Annotated in this window: 23 protein-coding genes and 1 pseudogene; 13 read left to right on the forward strand and 11 right to left on the reverse strand. The window is 55.9% G+C overall.

The window, feature by feature from the left end; all coding sequences use genetic code 11:
* Positions 1–18: 18 nt before the first annotated feature.
* Positions 19–1,434: a lipopolysaccharide biosynthesis protein gene (locus tag AAYR33_10030; protein ID XAO71276.1), complete on the reverse strand. Its 1,416-nt coding sequence runs from the start codon at positions 1,432–1,434 to the stop codon at positions 19–21.
* Positions 1,435–1,706: 272 nt separating this feature from the next.
* On the opposite strand from AAYR33_10030, the gene AAYR33_10035 reads away from it, so the two are divergent.
* Genes AAYR33_10035 through AAYR33_10050 form a run of 4 tightly spaced genes read left to right on the forward strand, consistent with a single transcriptional unit; the run spans position 1,707 to position 3,056 of the window.
* Positions 1,707–2,240, forward strand: coding sequence for a protein adenylyltransferase SelO family protein (locus tag AAYR33_10035; protein ID XAO71277.1), 534 nt, complete (start codon positions 1,707–1,709; stop codon positions 2,238–2,240).
* Positions 2,215–2,625 carry a protein adenylyltransferase SelO family protein gene (locus tag AAYR33_10040; GenBank protein XAO71278.1) on the forward strand — a complete coding sequence of 137 codons (411 nt, stop codon included), beginning with the start codon at positions 2,215–2,217 and terminating at the stop codon, positions 2,623–2,625. The genes AAYR33_10035 and AAYR33_10040 overlap by 26 nt, the downstream gene beginning before the upstream one ends.
* Before the next feature lie 9 nt (positions 2,626–2,634).
* Positions 2,635–2,862, forward strand: a complete 228-nt coding sequence (locus AAYR33_10045; protein ID XAO71279.1) for a hypothetical protein — start codon at positions 2,635–2,637, stop codon at positions 2,860–2,862.
* A gap of 20 nt (positions 2,863–2,882) precedes the next feature.
* The gene (locus tag AAYR33_10050) at positions 2,883–3,056 is read left to right on the forward strand and encodes a hypothetical protein (protein ID XAO71280.1); all 174 of its coding nucleotides are present in this window, start codon (positions 2,883–2,885) and stop codon (positions 3,054–3,056) included.
* 31 nt (positions 3,057–3,087) lie between these two features.
* Here AAYR33_10050 and AAYR33_10055 read toward each other — a convergent pair whose 3' ends face one another.
* The 8 genes from AAYR33_10055 to AAYR33_10090 form a co-directional block, all read right to left on the reverse strand.
* Entirely contained in the window at positions 3,088–3,723 is a 636-nt protein-coding gene (locus AAYR33_10055) for a hypothetical protein (protein ID XAO71281.1), read from the reverse strand.
* 429 nt (positions 3,724–4,152) lie between these two features.
* Positions 4,153–4,443 carry a hypothetical protein gene (locus AAYR33_10060; GenBank protein XAO71282.1) on the reverse strand — a complete coding sequence of 97 codons (291 nt, stop codon included), beginning with the start codon at positions 4,441–4,443 and terminating at the stop codon, positions 4,153–4,155.
* Positions 4,440–5,537, reverse strand: coding sequence for a hypothetical protein (locus AAYR33_10065; GenBank protein XAO71283.1), 1,098 nt, complete (start codon positions 5,535–5,537; stop codon positions 4,440–4,442). Before AAYR33_10065 ends, AAYR33_10060 begins: the two co-directional genes overlap by 4 nt.
* Positions 5,530–6,081 (reverse strand): hypothetical protein, encoded by a 552-nt coding sequence (locus tag AAYR33_10070; protein ID XAO71284.1) that lies wholly within the window; start codon positions 6,079–6,081, stop codon positions 5,530–5,532. The genes AAYR33_10065 and AAYR33_10070 overlap by 8 nt, the downstream gene beginning before the upstream one ends.
* A complete protein-coding gene (locus tag AAYR33_10075) occupies positions 6,078–6,983 on the reverse strand; it encodes a hypothetical protein (GenBank protein ID XAO71285.1) in 906 nt (301 codons plus the stop codon). Before AAYR33_10075 ends, AAYR33_10070 begins: the two co-directional genes overlap by 4 nt.
* Positions 6,974–8,416, reverse strand: a complete 1,443-nt coding sequence (locus AAYR33_10080) for a hypothetical protein (GenBank protein ID XAO71286.1) — start codon at positions 8,414–8,416, stop codon at positions 6,974–6,976. The genes AAYR33_10075 and AAYR33_10080 overlap by 10 nt, the downstream gene beginning before the upstream one ends.
* 97 nt (positions 8,417–8,513) lie before the next feature.
* Positions 8,514–8,654: a hypothetical protein gene (locus tag AAYR33_10085; protein XAO71287.1), complete on the reverse strand. Its 141-nt coding sequence runs from the start codon at positions 8,652–8,654 to the stop codon at positions 8,514–8,516.
* Positions 8,655–8,775: 121 nt separating this feature from the next.
* Complete coding sequence (locus tag AAYR33_10090) at positions 8,776–9,348, reverse strand: aldo/keto reductase (protein XAO71288.1); 573 nt, start codon at positions 9,346–9,348, stop codon at positions 8,776–8,778.
* A gap of 129 nt (positions 9,349–9,477) precedes the next feature.
* Between AAYR33_10090 and AAYR33_10095 the strand changes: the two genes are divergently transcribed.
* Entirely contained in the window at positions 9,478–9,837 is a 360-nt protein-coding gene (locus AAYR33_10095; protein ID XAO71289.1) for a hypothetical protein, read from the forward strand.
* A 104-nt stretch (positions 9,838–9,941) separates the two neighbouring features.
* Here AAYR33_10095 and AAYR33_10100 read toward each other — a convergent pair whose 3' ends face one another.
* Positions 9,942–10,199 (reverse strand): hypothetical protein, encoded by a 258-nt coding sequence (locus AAYR33_10100; GenBank protein XAO71290.1) that lies wholly within the window; start codon positions 10,197–10,199, stop codon positions 9,942–9,944.
* A 72-nt stretch (positions 10,200–10,271) separates the two neighbouring features.
* Entirely contained in the window at positions 10,272–10,892 is a 621-nt protein-coding gene (locus AAYR33_10105) for a hypothetical protein (protein XAO71291.1), read from the reverse strand.
* Between the two features lie 500 nt (positions 10,893–11,392).
* On the opposite strand from AAYR33_10105, the gene AAYR33_10110 reads away from it, so the two are divergent.
* The 8 genes and pseudogenes from AAYR33_10110 (at position 11,393) to AAYR33_10145 (ending at position 18,334) form a co-directional block, all read left to right on the forward strand.
* The gene (locus tag AAYR33_10110; protein XAO71292.1) at positions 11,393–11,905 is read left to right on the forward strand and encodes a Plug domain-containing protein; all 513 of its coding nucleotides are present in this window, start codon (positions 11,393–11,395) and stop codon (positions 11,903–11,905) included.
* Positions 11,906–12,035: 130 nt separating this feature from the next.
* Positions 12,036–12,671 (forward strand): TonB-dependent receptor, encoded by a 636-nt coding sequence (locus AAYR33_10115; GenBank protein ID XAO71293.1) that lies wholly within the window; start codon positions 12,036–12,038, stop codon positions 12,669–12,671.
* 34 nt (positions 12,672–12,705) lie between these two features.
* Positions 12,706–13,131 (forward strand): TonB-dependent receptor, encoded by a 426-nt coding sequence (locus AAYR33_10120; protein ID XAO71294.1) that lies wholly within the window; start codon positions 12,706–12,708, stop codon positions 13,129–13,131.
* On the forward strand, positions 13,128–14,069 hold the full coding sequence (locus tag AAYR33_10125) for an ABC transporter ATP-binding protein (protein XAO71295.1): 942 nt from the start codon (positions 13,128–13,130) through the stop codon (positions 14,067–14,069). Before AAYR33_10120 ends, AAYR33_10125 begins: the two co-directional genes overlap by 4 nt.
* Positions 14,026–14,844, forward strand: coding sequence for an ABC transporter substrate-binding protein (locus AAYR33_10130; GenBank protein ID XAO71296.1), 819 nt, complete (start codon positions 14,026–14,028; stop codon positions 14,842–14,844). Before AAYR33_10125 ends, AAYR33_10130 begins: the two co-directional genes overlap by 44 nt.
* Positions 14,845–14,918: 74 nt before the next feature.
* A pseudogene (locus AAYR33_10135) lies at positions 14,919–15,843 on the forward strand (iron ABC transporter permease).
* Between the two features lie 734 nt (positions 15,844–16,577).
* A complete protein-coding gene (locus AAYR33_10140) occupies positions 16,578–17,279 on the forward strand; it encodes an SDR family oxidoreductase (GenBank protein ID XAO71297.1) in 702 nt (233 codons plus the stop codon).
* A 326-nt stretch (positions 17,280–17,605) separates the two neighbouring features.
* Complete coding sequence (locus AAYR33_10145; protein XAO71298.1) at positions 17,606–18,334, forward strand: SDR family oxidoreductase; 729 nt, start codon at positions 17,606–17,608, stop codon at positions 18,332–18,334.
* Positions 18,335–18,414: the final 80 nt, after the last annotated feature.

Raw genomic sequence — 18,414 nt, forward strand, 5'->3', positions numbered from 1 at the left:
GGCCCCCGGTTTCGCGCCTTACCTTGAGGGGCTCCACACACTCTCCGCCTGCGGCGATCTGACTTTCTTCGACGTTAAGAAATGCACGCTCTCGCCCAATCTTCTCATTATTGAAGCTCGTCGTGCCCTCCGTAACCGCGCAGCGCGACGCCACCAGGACGTCTGAATTACGAGGGCGTCGGCTGCGCGCGCTCGGCCTTTGATGGCCCAGGGCGTACATCGCCGCGCACTCCAGATCCAATAGATCAACACGGCGAAATTGCAGATGGCTGCCGTATAACACGCGCCGGTGAGCGAAAATCTGCGTGTCAGCACCACTAATATCGGGAAATAGAGAAGAAGCAGGATCGAGCGCGAACGCACCAGGCGCGACACATGTCCCATGACAATCAGCATCGGCTCAAGCGGTACGATTAACAGGCTGAACGCTGCTGCCACGAGCATGATCGATATATAATGGGTGCCTCCCTTAACGTGCAGATGCAGCATCAGGGCGAATATCCCCCCCCGCCGGGCGGAAACAATCAGCAACGCGACAGAGACAGCGCAGAGGATGGCGAAAATCTTCCAGGTGACGCGGGCCAGGCCCTTCCAGTTTCTTTCCGCGCGCAGACGCGTCAGTTCCGGATAAAGGACGGGTGAGAGGAGTTGGGCCGGGGTTACAATCCCATCGGCGATCTGGCGGCAGATGCGGAAGATCGCGGCTTCCGCCAGGCCGAGGAGGTTCCCGACGATCAAAGTGCTGACATTACCGGCGACGAGGCTGAGCGTCTGATTGAGGCTGGTCGAGCGCGTGAAGGCCCACATTCCTTCAAGCCGCCACTTCCAATTCAGCGGGGTGCTTTGCCAGTCGAGGCGGATATGCGCGTCCTTGCGCAATGTGCGGATCGCGAAAAATATGAAGAGCGCGAATCCAGTAGAACCGTCCCGCCCCAGACGGCGACAAAAAAAGGCAGCGTCATATGCGCAAAGAAACCGATCGCCGCGCCGAATGTGCGGAACAATGCCGTCGCCGAATCGGTCGCGGGCACAAGAGCGAATCGCCCTGTCAGGCGTAGGACGCTCTGCGCCCAGCCTGTATATTTGAAAGGGCAGACAATCTAGATAGGCAAAAGCGAGCAACCGTTCCTGCGACGTCCAGCCTGACGTAAAGCTGTAGAAAATGATACTGACCAGACCGAAAATAACGGCCGCCAGGGCGGAGAGGAGATCGAGCCGGATACAGAACCCGATGACCTGTTTCAACAATCCCTTATCACCCGACTTGAAAGGCGCATCGTCAAAATGGATCATCGTCTGCCACGATTGTAATCGCGTGATGGTTGAAGCCGTCGTTGCAAGCGAATGAATCAGGATGAGGATGCCGAAATCGCGCAGTCCCAATGCACGGATCGCCAGAGAAATATAGACGAAACTGCATATTGCGTTAGCCATGCGCCCAATTGTCAGAAAACTGACATTGTTGAAAATGCGCCGATAAAGAATTGAATGCGCTGACATGATTGTCTTTTGCCGAATGACGTCACAAAAATAAAGGTTCAGTTTGCTCTCGGGGCGGCCTAGAGCCTACAATATGGCAGAATTACATGAGTCTTTATCGCAATTCAGAACGCGGAAGTAAACCATTGAAGTTGCAGGAAACTCATCATATCTCACTTTGGAGAGGCGCTATGCCGGGTTGAGATGTCCTATCTAACGGGGGAAATATGCTGGCGCCATCCTATCGGAAATGGCCTGAATCGCTATGGACACACGTGACTTTGTCCCCCGTTTCGGGCCCAACCCTCCTTTCCCTCAACGAGGCGCTGGCGGCACGGTTGGGGCCCGATGCGACGTGGCTCGCCTCACCGGAAGGTGTGGCGATACTCGCAGGGTGCCATATGCCGGCGGGCGTCCTACCCGGTGCACAAGCCTATGCCGGGCATCAATTCGGGCAGTTTGTGCCCAGTCTGGGTGATGGGCGCGCCGCGATCGGGCCGGTTTTGCGAGAATATCTTCTGAGTGAATCCATGCACGCCATGGGCGTTAAGACGACGCGCGCCCTAGCCGCGGTCGCGACAGGGGAAGACGTGCTGCGGGAACGCGCCTTGCCGGGCGCTATTTTGACGCGGGTAAGTCGCTCTTATTTACGGGTGGGATCCTTTCAATTTGCGGCGTGCAGCGGCGACGTGACCGCCTTCCGGGCCATGGCGCTTTTTGCCACAAATAACCTCTATGCCGGTTGGCCGCCGCGCCGGTGATGCGAACCTTGATATTGACGCGTTGCGCGTCCCCTTATTCGGCGCCGTTGCGGGTGCGCAGGCGGATCTCATTGCGCATTGGATGAGTCTCGGCTTTATTCATGGTGTCATGAACACCGATAATATGTCGATCGCGGGGGAAACAATCGATTACGGGCCCTGCGCCTTTCTGGACAGCTACGTGCCTGACAAAGTGTTCAGCGGGATCGATGTAAGGGGGCGAATGCTTTTCAACCGCCAGGCGGATGTCGCTCGCTGGAATCTGGCGCGTTTCGCTGAATCGCTGCTTTTCTCGGAGGATGATGCCGCCATCGCACCATTGCGCGATATCATTGACGATTTTCCGTCGCGTTTCCAACGTCGCTATCGCGGCCTCATGGCGTAAAAACTGGGATTGCCCGGATGTGATGCGGAAGACAACGTGCTCATTGATGGCTGTCTGGAAATACTGACAGAAGAAGCAATGGATTATACGCTGTTTTTCCTTACTCTGCCGGATCGGGTCACGAATTTCGGGGGTGAGATTTCCCTTCACAATCCACATGCTTTCAAGAGTTGGGCTGAAAAATGGGCAGCACTAGCGGCACATCACCCGGGTGGGGGCAAAAAGCGACGGAAATGATGTCACGGCACAATCCCGCCGTGATCCCGCGTAATCATCAGGTTGAAAAAGTGATCGTCGCGGCAGATGGCGGTGATCCGCAGCCGTTTCATCAGCTTCTTGACGCTGTGACCCGTCCCTATCATCGGAACGCGGTTTTTGAGCAGCCTCCGACGAAGGAGGAAGAAGTCCACACCACATGGTGCGGCACCTGAAAAGCGGAAGAACTGCGCGATTTTATCGATGTCAGAGCTCCGCGCCAGCGGGTGAATAAGCAAATGAAGCCTCCAGAAACTGCTCATCCTCTCCGGCAAGGCAAAGCTCCAGAAGCACGGGAAGTGTGTTGAAACTGCCCGTCCGGAGGTGGAAGTGGGTCAGGCATTCATCCTGGCACCTTACCCAGCACCAGCTCTCGCCGCGCGCGCCTTCTATAAAGCTGACTGCTTCATGCGCGTCGTGATTATGGATCGCGGTCAGATAGGCCAGAGTCTCCTTAATTTCGTAATAACGGTTCCAGAGCCGCGCATAAGCATCGCCTTTGAGATTCAACGCATCCAGCTTGACCGCAAATCGAGGATCATTTCGCATGAGACGGAGGTCCCCCTTATAACCGGAGGTCCGCCCATTCACGCCGCGCAGAAGATGAGTCTCCGCCCGATGACGCGGCATAGTGGCGCGGCGCGTCAGCACCGTCTCCGCGTGGGAAATGAGTTTGGCGAGCAGAGGAAGGCACGCCGGAAGGTTGGAAAGGATCGCCTTCGCCAATGCTGCCGCGTCGATTGCCGGTGACATGCCGCCCAGCAAGATGCAACCCATCATGTGATGCCCACCCGCATGTTCCGCACAGGCCTGTTCGCATTTTCTTAAAATCAGCGGCCGCATGTGTTTCCAGAAGATCCTGCCCGGTGAGGCGCGCCACGGTGATGATCGATTCGAAGTGGACGCGGAGACGCTCCACCTCCGCGAGGATCAAGCGCCCATCCCGGTCACGCGGTGAAATCTCAATCCCGTGACAGGCTTCCAGAGCCTGCGCCATCACCAGCGGTGCGCTGACGGTCTCACCTGATGCCAGTCTGCCGACCATCTGAAGCGCTTCCGTGATCCGTTTTTCCAAAAGGCGCTTTTGCAGGCCCCGATGAGACCAGCCGACCCTCAGGCCGGAGTGACATTTCCCGAGAAGACCGGGCCGGGATGTGGGCGTAAAAAGGGAATCACGTGTAAGTTGGGCGGAGGGGGCGGCTGCCGGTAAGGCGCGGCGGGAAAGCGGCCAGACGCTCAGCCACTTTTCGTGGTCCAGAAGAGGCTCATCACTCAGCGCGTCGAGCGGCATCGCGCCCCCCAAAGTTCCAGCGCCACACGTTCTGCCAGGCTGGCGGGGCGCGTGGCGTGGGACAGGCCGAAATAACGTCGATCAATGAGCGGTGTGCTGTAAAGTACGGGTGATTGACGGTCCCAGCAAAGGTGATAGGCATTGTCATCATCACACCAGAGACCGATAAAATTCCCGGAAGGTGCCGCCGCCAGATCGCGCCATTGCTGTTCCGTCAGATGTCGATGAAATGAGCGCTCAGATGCGCGCTTCCCCCTTTCCGGCATGGTCATGGCCCGACCCCGTTCAGGAACAGGTCGTGCGCGACAAAAATGGGGCTTGTCAGCCCGAGTGCAAGCAGCAGCCAGAGATTGACGCGCGTCTGCCATGCAAGGGTGGGCGGCCAAACCGGGCGCCGCAACGCAAATTGGCCGAGAATAATGATCAAAAGCGCGGCGCCGAAAGCGATTGAAAGGGTGTTCATCGCCCAGAAGAGGGCAAGGGCCGCCGAAAGTAAAGGTGAAGGCGGCAGGAAGGATTCCATCCAACGATCCATATGGGCGGAAGGATTGATGTTTTCAGCAAGGCAAAGTGCCAGAATGAACACAATCATCGGCGCGCCGAAATGGGGCATGACGGAGGATAAAGCGACGAAGCACCCGCAAAGATTGATCGTCGCGCAACCCTGAAGAAATAACAACGTCGCAGCGATGAGACTGACAGCGATCACGACTTCCTGCACCGCGGCAATTTCATGAATTTTCAACAGCCCTGACACGGCGGTCAGGACGATGCCGCAACGCAGCATTGTCACCAATGCGGACTCCGCGGACGTCTCGCTCGTACGTCTGAATCCCGAAAGCAGCACCGTAAACCCGGCGGCCATGAGGACCTCACCGATATGAGCCGGGTGGTGCGTCTCCGGCCATGTCATGCCGGTGAGGGCGGCGCCTGTCAGCAGCGTGATGCAGGCGCTGATAAAGATGTGACTCCAGCCCAAAACGGGGCGCACATGTGCTGCATTGCGGAGCACGACAATGATCAGCGCAAAAGTTATAAACGTGACGCCGACGACATTTGAGAGCCTGTCCGTGGCCAGACAGGTCAGGCTGGCGACGCTGCTGATGAGAAAAAGCGGGGCCATCCGGCGCATACCGGCGTCATTGAGTAAAGTCAGAAGCGGGAGGAATGAAGCGGCACAGAAGAGAATGCGCGGGACGGGTGGAACCGGGAGAAGAAAGAGCGCGCTCATCAATGCGAGCGCAAAGCCGATCGCGGCAAATGCCAGGCCGAAGGAACGTTGTTTGCCACGCGGGACGAGCGCCATGGTGATCGCCGCAAAGACGGGCCAGGCTTTCACGATAAAGAGGAGCGGCGCGTCAATCACGGTAATCCCCCTCCAAAGGCGGCCATGTGACTTTCGGCAGTGAAAGACGCGCGATGATGAAAAGGCCGCACCAGACACTGAAAGCCACGTAAACGAAGGCGGCATGCGCCGTCAGCGCAGAGAGAAGAAGCAGGCCGTTCATCGCGCAGAAAAGCCCGATAAACTGGGCCGCTGCTTGCTTTAGAATGATGCTGGCGATGCCGCTGATGATCATCATCAGTGCGACGCCCGACGGCGTGAAAATCGGGCACTGCATGGCGAGGGGAAAGGCGAGGCCCAAAGCACCGGCGCGCGCCAAGAAACGTTGGACCCCATCCTGGCCCCCATTCTCTATCGTGACATCCTGATACGCGGCAGCGCGCAAGAAAATCGCCGTGGCGATATTCACCAGGAGGATGAGAAGGCCAGTCATGACGCCGAGCTGGCTTGTCCTGAAAATGACAGCAAGGCTGGCACTGAGAAAGGCGTTCAGGATCAGAACATTATACCCGCCACCTATTCCGAGAAGCGTAGCGGCAATCGGGAGGCTGAAGACCGGCATCATCGCAACATCCTCCCCGATAAAATCGTCAGCATCGCGACACAAATGAGCGCAATGCGCGGCCACAGATGGGGCTTGTGATTCAGAATCCGCCAGATTGCCATGATCATGACAACCGCACAAACGCCCGCAAGAGGTCGCAGGATGAGCGCGGACACAGCTGTCATAAATCTGAACTGCATGATGCAGTAGCCTGACGGGTAAATCAGGTTCGACGCCAGGAGGCACCAGCCGAAGCGATTAAGGTCGTGGCTGAATTTAAATATGGCGCGGTCCCGGCCCGGTTGTGCATGCAGCAGGAGATCCTGCGTGTCAGGCGGCACGGGGCCGTCAATCATGGACATGATCAACACCCAGCCGAGGCAGAAAACGCTTCCGGCAAGGGGGGAGTAAAATCCGTCAGTTTGGGCGAGTGGATGGTCCCCGAGATCGGTCGGGTATGGGAAGCCGATGGCGATGATCAATCCCGTGATGGCAAGGAGAGGCAGGATCATGACGACGAAGCGCACAGATGAGAGAAATTGCGCTTCCGCCTGCTTGATGGGCGGCGCACCCGGCCCGCGCTGCGTCGCGACATACCAGGTTGGGAGAAGGGCCGCACATAAAAGGAGCCCCGCCGTCATGGGCACGCCAATCGCGGAAAAGGCATATTTGAGTGTGAAAAAAGGCAGGATGGCGATGGCCAGACTGTTTGAGAAGATGGCGAGAAGGGGCGGAAGGGAGATTTGACCTTGATGGCGCCAATTGCGGGTAATCTGATGCCATCGACATTTATCGCTAAAAGGATGACGGCCCGCAAGGATCCGGCTCATAACGCGGAAAATATCGTAAAAAACGGGCGCGCTTAGCCAGCTGACACAAATCAAAGCAACGATCTGGACCGTGATCCAAACGCCTACGGCCATGAAAATGCCCCCCGGAAGCCGACGACCATGAGCGCCAATAAGACGAGAAAAAAGATGATTTTAACCAGATAATCGCCTTGTGCTACCCTTTTATTTATAAAATAAGCTGAATCTATTGCAATCGAACGAAAAAATTTACGGTACTCTAAAATAGACCGGAGTAAATTTCTATTCGTTCTGAAATGATGTCGGAAATCTCCTGTAAAACGCTCATTTTCAACTAATATTCGATCTTCACTACTAAGCTGGACATGACGGACAATCTGACGCAACAGCAGGATCACAAAGAGGAAACTCAATATTATCGGCGTCCACCAGATGAATGTCCCACTAAATTCAAATCCGAAAAGTCGCGCCACAAAAGTGTGGTCGCCCAACGGGCTTGCTGGGACGGATAATGCATTCCCGACAAGTCCCAGACAGGCGCCCGGTATCAGAATGGCAGTCAGAGAGATGGCGCGGGGGAAGAAATTTTCTTCCCCGGATCCGGTCGGCGTTGGTGGTGTAGTCAGAGGTAAAATAAAGAGGTGCGCCAGGGTGTGTCCAAAAATTAATATTGGCAAAACCAGTAATAAAGCGGCCTTCGGCATTGACATGGCATAAAGGCTGAAAGCCAGAACACCGTAGGAAGCGGCGATAAACATCGGCAAAGGGGGAAGGGGCAGAGTCAGAAAAGAGGATGACAGCGTGCGTCGGGTTGAAGTGGCGGGCAGGATGATCATCGCCATCAGAAAAGCGCGCGTCGCATTGATCGCGACCCCGTCAAGGTGATCATGTCGGGCCATGAGCGTTAATCCCAGCACGAGAAGGGGCCATGTGCGGATGCCGTTACTTTGTCGCTCCGTTACCAGAAAAATGGCGGCGGCGATGAACAGAAGAGACACCCAGGGCGCGGAGAGGGCTGCTGGCAGGAGGTGGACGCACAGGGCAAAGCCGATGACGGGCGCAGTCGCAAAACCCACCAGGGCGGCCAGGGCCGCGCTGACGCAGAAAGCGGTCGGCAGGGCCGTTGTCAGGGGATGAGAGGCGATGAGGAGCGCGCCAATCACACAAAAGGTGCGCGGAGAGAAGCGCCGCAGCTTTTCTGTCGGCGCGGTGAGAAGGTAAGTGCCGCCCGCGAAGAATACCATCTCCACCGGGTGGCGACTGAAAAGCATCGCGAGTCCGGCGAACTGACCGAGCCGCCCGGCGATCGCGCGTTCCTCAAGGGTCGACAATATCCAAAGCAGCACCCAGCTTGCGGGCATGATTGTCGTTCGGGTCTGAGGTTCGGCTTCAGTAACCAGCACGTAAATGAGGGTGAGTAAGAGCTGTAATGTCGAGACGATGATCGGCCCACGCCGCGCGAGGGTCGGCATGTGACTTGTTCTGACGACACCTAGGAGCGTGACGAGAAGGAGGGCACCACGCAAAATATCAGCGATACTTGTCACGATCGTCGTTGATACCTTTCGAGCTCAGCCAGAGTGTCCCACCTTACTGCATGAGATGAACACCGGATTCAACTTGGCCCGATGACAAGAGGGGCTTTCAGATCATCTCCAGAGACCGTTTCTGTTTCGGCGGTGCAAATACCGCGTCGAGCGCCGCCAATGATGCCGATGAAAGATGAATGTCACTGGCGAGGACGTTCTCCCGCATGTGCTCCGGCGAGGAAGTGCGCGGGATCACGACCAGATTTTCCTGCCGTAAAACCTAGGCGAGGGCAATCTGAGCTGACGTGGCCGGCCCTGCCGGCGTCTGGTAATCCTGCGCGATGGACTGGCATGTGGGATGTTGCAGGAGCGTGCCATCATGCCCAAGGGGGGCAAGCAACCGCCTTGATGCGATGTGCCTCCAGCTTCGACAGAAGCTCAAATTCCGTCCCGCGATTTCGAACGTTATAGAGGACCTGGTTACAGGCGCAATCCGGCGTTAGAGCCACGACTTCTTCCATATCCTCGACATCGAAATTTGAGACGCCCCAATGGCGGATCAGTCCGTCCGACTTCAGTTTTTCCATCGCTTCGATCGTTTCGTGTAGCGGAATATGCCCGCGCCAGTGAAGCAGATAGAGATCGAGGTAATCCGTCTTCAGGCGCTCAAGGGAGACGCGGCAATGGCGTTGTGTCTCTTCGAACGTCGCATGGTTCGGCATGATTTTACTGACGAGAAACGCATCCTGCCGCCTCTCCGCCATGACGTCACCGATCAGCGTTTCGGACCGCCAATTTCCATAGATCTCGGCGGTATCGATCATGGTCAGACCTGCATCCAGCCCCTCATGAAGGCAGGTGATCTCCTCTTTATAAGTCACTCTGGAGTCACCGAGGGACCACGTGCTCATACCGAGCGGCGCAACGCGCGCGCCGTCGCGTGTTTTCATCTCGTCTCCTCCACCGCATTAATGGCTGGCGCGTGCGTCGACAAAGTCGAGGGGTGAGGAAAAGGCGGGCCGGTGGAGGCCGGGGCGGGGCGATTGCGCTAATCATGTCTGGCCCGAGCTTTAGCGACTTTGGCAGGCGCTGCTTTTGCCGGACTGCGCGGACGTGGCGCGGGTTTCGGCGCTTTGCGGGTCTCCTTGGATGGCGATTTTGCGGTTGCCTTGACCGGTGTTTTCGCGGCGGGTCTCGCCGTGCTCTTCTTTCGGGCACTTGCTATTTTGGCTGGGGCTTTCACAGCTTTTTTGGGCGCGGCTTTTGCCGGGGATCTGGTTGCAGAAGCCCCTTTTTTCTTCGACGCGACTTTCACGGCCGGGTTTTCTTTTTTCGCCGCATTTTCGGCCGTTTTCGGCGTCGCTTCAGGGGCTTTCTTCGGCTTGGCGGCGGCCTTGCGGGGCTTTTTCGGCTCCGTCATCCAGGGTGGGAAGATATAGACACGCCGTTGATTCATCGCGCTGCGGGATGCTGCGGCCCGCGTATAGACGCGCCGTCTCGCCCGCATGACCGCGCCGAGCGGCTAGTGTTCAATCAGCCCATGCTAGGGGGCGAAAGAGAGTGCGTCATCAATGGCGCGGGATAACGCCTCCGACCAGCCTTCCTGAGGGGGCACAGTGAGTGTTGCCACAATCAGATAGGGATTATTCTCTTCCGGCCAGACGACCGACGCATCCTCGATGGGATTCATTTCCTCATCCCGACGCAGTTGCGCGCGCAGCGTCCAGCTCCCGCCCTCCTGACGCATAACATCCGCGACGGCGTTTCTTAACGCATCCGGGTCGGAATCAACGTTCAGCATTTTTTTTGGAAAGGGCCTGGAAGTTTTCAGACTTCGGAAAAATGCCCAGTTTCGCCACATAACGGCCGAACCTTATCGGCGCCTGTGTAAAAAACACTCTCTCAGAGGATGGGTCGGCACGTGGCCGCCCAAGACGTCAAGCGGCGTGACAGGGCAGCCAAATCGGGTCGCGACCTTCTGGATCGGCCGGAAGACGCGCGACATGGTCGTCTTCATCCACAACATGCGCTCCGTCGTCAGGGCGAGCAGCCTGAGAGAATGAAGGAATTTTCTGGGTGAAGGGGCAGAAAAGGCGCGTCCCGTCGCAAAGAGGAAATCTTGCACCTGATGGTTTTTCGCCTCAGGCAGAAGCTCACTCTTCACACCCGCAATTTTGACGGCAAATCCCCGCGGGACGGATACTGTGTCGGGCAACGGGTCACCGGGAATTGTGGAGAGCCTTATCGTCGCCTCATAGGAACCCGGTTTGGCGAAGAGGCCTTGCGCCAGCTCACGCGGGAGATCATCATGGACGGTCAGGATGCCGCGCAGCAAGCCGATGCTTTTGACATGAACGCCGCGACCCGCGCGGGCGCGCTTTTTGAAAACAAGTTTCTCAATCTTGACGATGGTGGATAACGGGCCTTCCTGTGTTTTTTCCTCATCATCCGACTTGTGTTCAAGCCCGGGATCGAACGGGATGGCATTGCGCACACTATTGCTCCTGGTGATGAATTACCGGAGGGAAAACAGTTGACAAAGTCACTCGTTGCATTTTGCTATTAACATTGTGACGTATGAAGCACGGTTTTCTGCGGGTTTCGGTTAAATCCGGCGAAGCAGAATTGATTTCTGCGACTTTAACGCAACAATCCGGATGGCAATTCTGCTGAAAAATAAGAGGCCCGGGAAATTTTTCCTTAACCTCTCTTGCTGAAGTTTTGAAACTGTATAACGTTAGCACTTCTGCACGTGCGTGTCCGAGGGGCGGGACCGCATATTGACCGTCAAACACTGGCGAGAAACATGAAGTTCACGAAAATATGCCGGATCAAACCGGGCCCTGATTTCCCTCAATTTCTGTTGCGCAGCCTGTTCGGCGTTGCGGCCATGTGCGGTTTCGAGGATGTCGCTCGCGCTGCCGCCCCGTCAGAATGTCCCGCACCGCGCGCCGAGATCATGAGGGGAAACGTCGAATCGGCCGCCAGCGCACCATGCGGCAACACATCCTGCCCCGCCGCCCCGTCAAATGGGGATACGGGATGGGTTTGCGGGGGCATGAGCATATTAAAGTTAAAGCACGCACGGATGCTCTTGCCCGGCAATCTGAAATCGGGGGTCGCCTCGGGCTAAGTCTTCAACATAATCCAGCGACAATCGACGTCGTCAGTCATGATTTGATGGCGTCACGCGGATATATGAAATCGACTGACGCCGCGGCGGCGGCCCCGGGCGTGACGTGGGGCGGTGCGCCGGGCAACCCCAGTCAGTTTGTGGTGCGGGGTTTTCTGTCCAATCAGATCAACGTTCTGCGTGACGGCATTTATCTTGGTCCGTCGACGATGGTGACGCGTCCTTTCAACAGCTTCAATCTCGACTCCATGCAGGTCATGCAGGGACCGGCATCTCAACGCCCATTGCGAAAAACCTGGCGGCGCGGATTGATTTCAGCCGAACATCGTCGGATGGATATGTGGAAGGTGCAACGCCGCATAGTAATGACCTGACCGCCTCGGTTTTGTGGGCACCCTCGGAAAAATTCCGGGCGCGGCTGGGCGTGGATTACCTCTCGGATAAACTCTCCACTTATTATGGCGTGCCGCTTGTGCCGCTCTCCGTCACCGGTCAACGTGGGGGGTGCTGCACAGCGCCAATGGGTTGGGCGTCACGCGCGGCATTTTGTGGAAGAATTATAATATTCGCAACCCGGTCGCGGACTTCGTAAGCGCCATGCCGACCCTGCATATGACATGGCAGCCGAACCACGCCCTCGAATTCCATAATAAGACCTATTTTTATTACGCAAAACGGCGCTGGGAAAATGCGGAAAATTACAATTATGTCGCTGCAAACGGGATAACCGACGGTGCGGGGCAGCCAATCGCGCCGGAGCGGATCGCGCGGGATCGATTTTATGTCTATCAAAGTCAGTATCAAGTCGGCGATACGCTGAACCTGACCTATAAAAACCGCATTTTCTCCCGCCCTAATCGGTTTGTGTTGGGTGGTGACGCTTATTATCTGCGCTTCATCCGCAATGCGGGGGCGTCGCCAACGCCTTACATGGATAGTGTCGGCATTGATCAGACAAATGCGGGCGCTTTCGGCCCGTTTCCGGGGCAGTTTCCTCATTCGAAGTCGCCAGCGACCCTCACCGACGCCGCCATTTTCATGGAGGATGTCTGGACGGTTCTCCCCAAACTCCGCATCGTCATCGGTGCCCGCTACGATTGGCTGACGGTGAACCGGCAGAATTATCGCCAATGCGGGTGAGCATACCTCTCGCGGCATTGAGTGGGCCGGGCATTTGCGTCTTGACCGGCATTGGCGCTTCGATGCCAATCTCGCTTACACAGACGCGCATTATGGCGCGGGCTTCCAGTCATCGCCGGGCGTCGACGCGTCCTTCAAGCAAGTGCCTGATGTGCCTGGCATGACGGCAAATCTCTGGGGTGTATGGTCTCACCCGAGAGATCTGCCGATTGAATTCGGGGTCGACATGCAATATGTCTCAGCGCGAAAAGGGAATTACACGAATACGCTGACCCTCAATGATTACGCGCTCGTCAATATTTATGCGGCGTGGGATGTGTATAAAAACATCCGCCTCTATGGCCGCATCGATAATCTTGGCGATAAACGTTTCGTGCAATGGGCGGATACAAGTTACCCATCAGAAGTCATTATCGGGACGCCAAGGACCTTTTCCTTCAATATGCAGGCACAATTTTGACATTGCCGTTCATCAGAATGGACGTCACGAGGGATGGTCAATCACGCGCCATTCTTCAGCCTTTCCGGGCGGAAATTGCTGAAGGCGCGCATATCGGGGCGATCGGTCCAAATGGTGCGGGCAAAACGACGTTTCTGCGCGCTCTCTCTGGGCTGGATCGCAGCCCGCATATCTCGGTCGCGATTGACGGTCAGAATCTATCGGACATGCCCCGCCAGCAAATCGCACGGCTGATTGCCTTCCTGCCTCAGAGTGATGAGGCCGATGGGACATTTCGGGTCAGGGATTACATTTCCCTCGCGCGACTGGCCGTGCCGGGTTGGCATGAGGGCTTGATGCAGGCAGCCGCCGCTACGTGCGGCATCACCGACCTGCTGGATCGTCAGCTGGGCGCTTTATCGGGCGGAGAACATCAGAAAATTATGCTGGCGCGATGCCTCGCGCAACAACCCCGCATCCTTTTGCTGGATGAGCCGACGAACCATCTGGATGTAGCGTCTCGGATAAAAATCCTCCATCTGCTCCGGGACCTGCCCATCACCGTCATCTGCGTCCTGCATGATCTCGCTCTCGTGTCGGAATTCGCGTCTCAATTATTGCTTTTTGACAAAGGTGCTCTCATTGAAAAACCGCGTCATGACGCGGTTTTTCAATCTGATGATTTCAGGACGGCGTTAGGCTTGTCCGCCACGGAAATCGATGTGATGGTGGGAGGTGGGGATATGTCTTCGCGCCGCACCCATGAGAGGCTGGCGAGCCGCCTTCCTTACTCTGTTCCTCTTCCTGACGATGCGGGAGGCGGACGCGGCGCCGTCCCAATATCCCCTCACCATCTCCAATTGCGGCGAGGATATTCTCATTCCGCGGAAGCCACATTGTGCAATCTTCCACGACGTGAATATCGCGGAGATGGGTTTCGCCCTGCATCTCCAGAATGAGATGTGCGGGGTGACCCGTATTTCCGGCTGGAATAAAGAGACACCTTCTTTCCACAAACTCCGTGGAAACGTGCCTGAACGCGCACCGCGTTATCCAAGCCTGGAAACGATCATTGCATCCCATGCTGATCTCTTCATAGCGGGGTGGAATTACGGCATGAATGTAGGCGGTGATGTGACGCCGGAGAGATTGGCGCGCCACCACATCCCCGCCATCGTCCTGTCGGAAAGCTGTCTGCGCCAATGGCATCATCCGCATCTTCCCGTCACATTAGACGCTTTGCTTTACAGCGACCTGCTGCGCTTGGGCCGCATCTTTGACAGGCAGGATGCAGCGCAGTCTCTGGTCGCTTCCATGAAGGCCCGTGTTGCGGTGGTTCGGGCACGCATTAACGGGCAACGTGCCGTGCCTGTCTTCATCTATGACTCGGGCACGGACACACTTTTGACGGCGGGGCGCTATGCACTGGCCTCGCAATTAATTGCCCTTGCGGGCGGGCGCAACATTGCCGACGACCTCCCGACAAATTGGGGGTGCACAAGCTGGGAACGGGTGGCGATGCGACAGCCGGAAGCATTGATTTTTGTCGATTACGGACAAGGCGTCTCCCAGAAGGTGCGTTGGGTGCACCAGCAGCGGCTTTTACAACAGAGCCTCGCCGTGAGACATCATCATTATATTGCCCTGCCATATGACGCCCTCACGCCCAGGCTGGCTAATATTGATGCGATCGAAGCACTCGCGCGGTTTCTGCATCCGGACCAAAAAATGTGAAGTGCCTTTTTCTCTTCACCCTCATCGGGACAGATGCCTGTGCTCTGGCACTTGCCAGTATCAGCCTCGGCCCGGTGCATTTCAGCCCGCACGCGCTTTACGAGGCGTTACTTGCAGGGCCTTTCTCACAGGATGTGACGGCGCAGATCATCTGGACGTTGCGCTTTCCGCGTCTAGTTTTGGCGATCGCGGCGGGGATCGTCATGGCGCGGGCGGGGATGGTTTTACAGATCGTCACACGGAACGGGCTTGCTGACCCTTATCTATTCGGGCTGTCCTCCGGGGCATCGGCGGGCGCCATCGCCATGATCGTGTTTTTCGGTGATCAATTCGGCGTCATGACTGCTTTTATCGGGGCGATTATCGGTGGCGGTCTGGCAACATTTTTCCTCATGACCCTGCTTTTTTCGCAACTGAGTCATCGCCATTTCGCCGCACCAGGTCGCCTCATATTGGGTGGTGTGGCAATTTCCTTTCTCTTCACAACATGCGCGGACCTTTTGGTTTATGCGGGGGACCGTAATACGGCGCAATCGATCTTATTCTGGACAATGGGGAGTTTTTCCGCGGCGGATTGGCGGACACTCCCCTTTGCCCTGAGCGCCATCGTAATCCTGTCTCTCTTCCTGAAAATCAAAGCCCTGCCCCTTGAGGTGCTGAAAGCGGGGGATGACGTGGCGCGCAGTCTCCGGGGTATGCGCGTCACGTTTGCGCGTGCAGACGATCCTCCTTTGCGTCCTGTCATGCGGCGCGGTGGTGGCCATAACCGGGCCGATCCCGTTTATCGGCTTGATCGTCCCGCATCTCGTGCGTGGGATGGGGCGCATGACGATCGCTGAAATGACGCCCCTTGTCGGCGTGTTGGGGGCGGGCCTGGCGGTAGGGTCAGACGTGACGGGCCGTATCGTTCTTCCTGATCAGGAAATCCCGGTCGGGGTGGTCATCTCCGCAATTGGAAGTGTCTTTCTGGGATGGATGGTTGCGCGTGGGCGCATCTGAGGCGGTCAAGGTGTCATGTCTCATCATGATATGATTCATGAGATTCTTATTTGGACAAAAAGCAAGGAATGACATATCGACTCGCGTTTTGATCGCGATCATGCGAGTCGCGAGGGAAAATTCCCGAGTTTGGTGGCGCAAAACGTTATTTATCGACGTCAGGTAAAATCCATCCTTTGACCGCAGATGTCGGCTGTATAGGTCAGGTATAGATAAATATGACGTCTATCTTGAAAGTCGACGCGACAGCATGACTGGAATAAATTTCCACTTGATTTATATAAATGTGGATTCGATTTCATCATGAATATTGGGAGACGTAAAAGAAATGGAGGAGATGGTCCTCGATCGTGGAGAGTGGATCATCTAGATACAGATCCCGGGACCGACGCATCTTCTTCGCCAAAATGCTGTTGTAATCGCGAACAATGAAATTATAAAAACTTTTTATACTCCGTTATCCGGCCAAGAAAATTTGCCTATCCACGGATAGAGACCAGTAAGATAGGGAATACTTCACAAATTTCTTCAATAAATACTGTCAAATAAAACAAGTGATTCTGCCGAGAACAGAGTCATATCGGCAGTTTTGTCACTAAGAATTGCAAAAATCTTAATAAGTTGTAAATTCCGCGCATGAATTCAGAATTTGTTAAGGAAAATCTTATGCGGTCACTTCCAGAGCGATTCTCGGTTGTCGGGAAGAAAGCATTGGTCACGGCGGATCGAGAGGGTTGGGCCAGGCGATCAGCGACGTGTTGAGCGCGGCGGGTGCCGACATCGTGGCTGTCGGCCGGGATGTGGCCGCCCTCGAAGAAACGCGCAAAATCGTTGAGAATAATGGCCGCAAATGCATGACAATTGCCGCTGACCTGCGCGCCGTGGACGCGGGCGAGAAGGTCGTGGCGCAGGTCACCGCTGAATGGGGCGCGGTCGATATTCTCGTCAATAATGCGGGTATCTGCATCTCCGGCTCTCTTCTCGATTTCTCGGTTGATGACTGGGATGCGAGCTTCAATGTCAATCTGCGCGCTGCATTTTTGTTTGCACGGGTCGTTGCGCCGGGGATGATCGCGCAGAAGAGCGGTAAGATCATCAATCTCAGCTCCCAGATCAGCAATTTCGCCATGCCGGATCACAGTGCTTATGGTGTCTCCAAAGCGGCGCTTAATGCATTGACCAAATCAATGACGGCGGAGTGGGGTGCGCATAACATTCAGGCGAATGCCGTGTGCCCGACAGCCGTCTGGACATCGATGGGTGCGGAAGTCTGGAGTGATGAAGCCGCACTGAAGAAATTCCTCGGCAACATGCCAGCCGGACGCGTTGCACAACCCCTTGAAGTGGCTGATGTGGTGCTCTTCCTGGCGTCGGCAGCGTCCGATATGGTTAATGGACAGGATGTTTTCGTCGATGGCGGTCACACTGCGCTGTAAGTTCGACGCTTCAACATCATTCTATTCGTCATCATGGTGCTTTTCCCGTGATGCGACGCAGCTTTCCCGCCGACAAGACGGGAAACTGCCCCAGTTAAGTCTGGACTGAACAAATCAAAACAGAATGTTTTCAGGACGGCCAGCGCCGATTGCGCGGCTGGCCGTGAAAAGCTGCGACCGATTTCAAGGGTCGCCCCTGCGCACCGAAGTGCATCACATAAATTTTGTGATCCTTCGGCTTCAAAATGTTTTAATTATGGCTTAATCAATATGAAGAGACTCGTTTAACAAGTCGTCAAAGGGTTCTTTTACCCAGGAGAATAAATATGTCACAGTCACTCAAGGATAAAATTGCCGCCGTGACAGGCGGTGCTTCCGGAATTGGACTGGAATGCGTCCGTCACTTGCTGGATAACGGCGCTGAAGTTTACATCATCGATTTTGACGCCAAGGCTGCGGAAGCACACGCGGCGGAATTGGGTGACAAGGCCCACGCTTTGATCATCGATCTTACGAAATATGAGGACATTGAAAAAGCTGTCCATACGATCGTGAAAAATCATGGTCGTATTGATATTTTTCACGCCAATGCCGGCTCTTATGTTGCGGATATGCCGTGGGAAGGTGACACGAAACGTTGGGATCGCATGCTTGATCTCAATATCAACGCCGTCTTCCGCTGCGTGCGCGCTGTCGCACCGCAGATGATGGAACAAAAGAGCGGTGACATCGTAATCACAAGCTCCATCTCCGGCATGGTGCCGATGGTGTCGGAGCCCGTCTATACCGCGTCCAAACATGCGGTTCAGGCTTTTGCGCATACGGCGCGCCGGAAACTGGCCGCGTATGATGTGCGTGTTTCCGCCATTCAACCCGGTCCGGTTGCGACGCCTCTTCTCAATGACTGGGATCAGGAGCGCGTCAAAGCTAATCTTGAATCCGGCGGTATCATGCAACCGGTTGAGGTCGCGGAGGCGCTTATTTTCATGCTGACGCGCCGGAAGGGCGTCATTGTGCGGGATCTCGTGGTTCTGCCGCAGAATTTCGACGTCTGAAAATCTTTTCGCTGTTTGAGCGAGGTGCAAGGGGCGCGTTCTGGACGCGCCCTTTTTGCTGTGCAAACATCACGGCTACG

It is taken from the genome of Acetobacteraceae bacterium, assembly GCA_039613835.1.
In the GTDB taxonomy this organism is placed as follows: Bacteria; Pseudomonadota; Alphaproteobacteria; order Acetobacterales; family Acetobacteraceae; genus Sorlinia.

Excerpts from the sequence above, each read along its gene's own strand:
- AAYR33_10030 (XAO71276.1), bottom strand. The coding sequence starts at position 1,434 with ATGGCTAACGCAATATGCAGTTTCGTCTATATTTCTCTGGCGATCCGT.
- AAYR33_10035 (XAO71277.1), top strand. The coding sequence starts at position 1,707 with ATGCTGGCGCCATCCTATCGGAAATGGCCTGAATCGCTATGGACACAC.
- AAYR33_10040 (XAO71278.1), top strand. The coding sequence starts at position 2,215 with ATGCCGGTTGGCCGCCGCGCCGGTGATGCGAACCTTGATATTGACGCG.
- AAYR33_10055 (XAO71281.1), bottom strand. The coding sequence starts at position 3,723 with ATGCGGCCGCTGATTTTAAGAAAATGCGAACAGGCCTGTGCGGAACAT.
- AAYR33_10060 (XAO71282.1), bottom strand. The coding sequence starts at position 4,443 with ATGACCATGCCGGAAAGGGGGAAGCGCGCATCTGAGCGCTCATTTCAT.
- AAYR33_10070 (XAO71284.1), bottom strand. The coding sequence starts at position 6,081 with ATGATGCCGGTCTTCAGCCTCCCGATTGCCGCTACGCTTCTCGGAATA.
- AAYR33_10075 (XAO71285.1), bottom strand. The coding sequence starts at position 6,983 with ATGGCCGTAGGCGTTTGGATCACGGTCCAGATCGTTGCTTTGATTTGT.
- AAYR33_10090 (XAO71288.1), bottom strand. The coding sequence starts at position 9,348 with ATGAAAACACGCGACGGCGCGCGCGTTGCGCCGCTCGGTATGAGCACG.
- AAYR33_10100 (XAO71290.1), bottom strand. The coding sequence starts at position 10,199 with ATGCTGAACGTTGATTCCGACCCGGATGCGTTAAGAAACGCCGTCGCG.
- AAYR33_10110 (XAO71292.1), top strand. The coding sequence starts at position 11,393 with ATGCGGCAACACATCCTGCCCCGCCGCCCCGTCAAATGGGGATACGGG.
- AAYR33_10145 (XAO71298.1), top strand. The coding sequence starts at position 17,606 with ATGTCACAGTCACTCAAGGATAAAATTGCCGCCGTGACAGGCGGTGCT.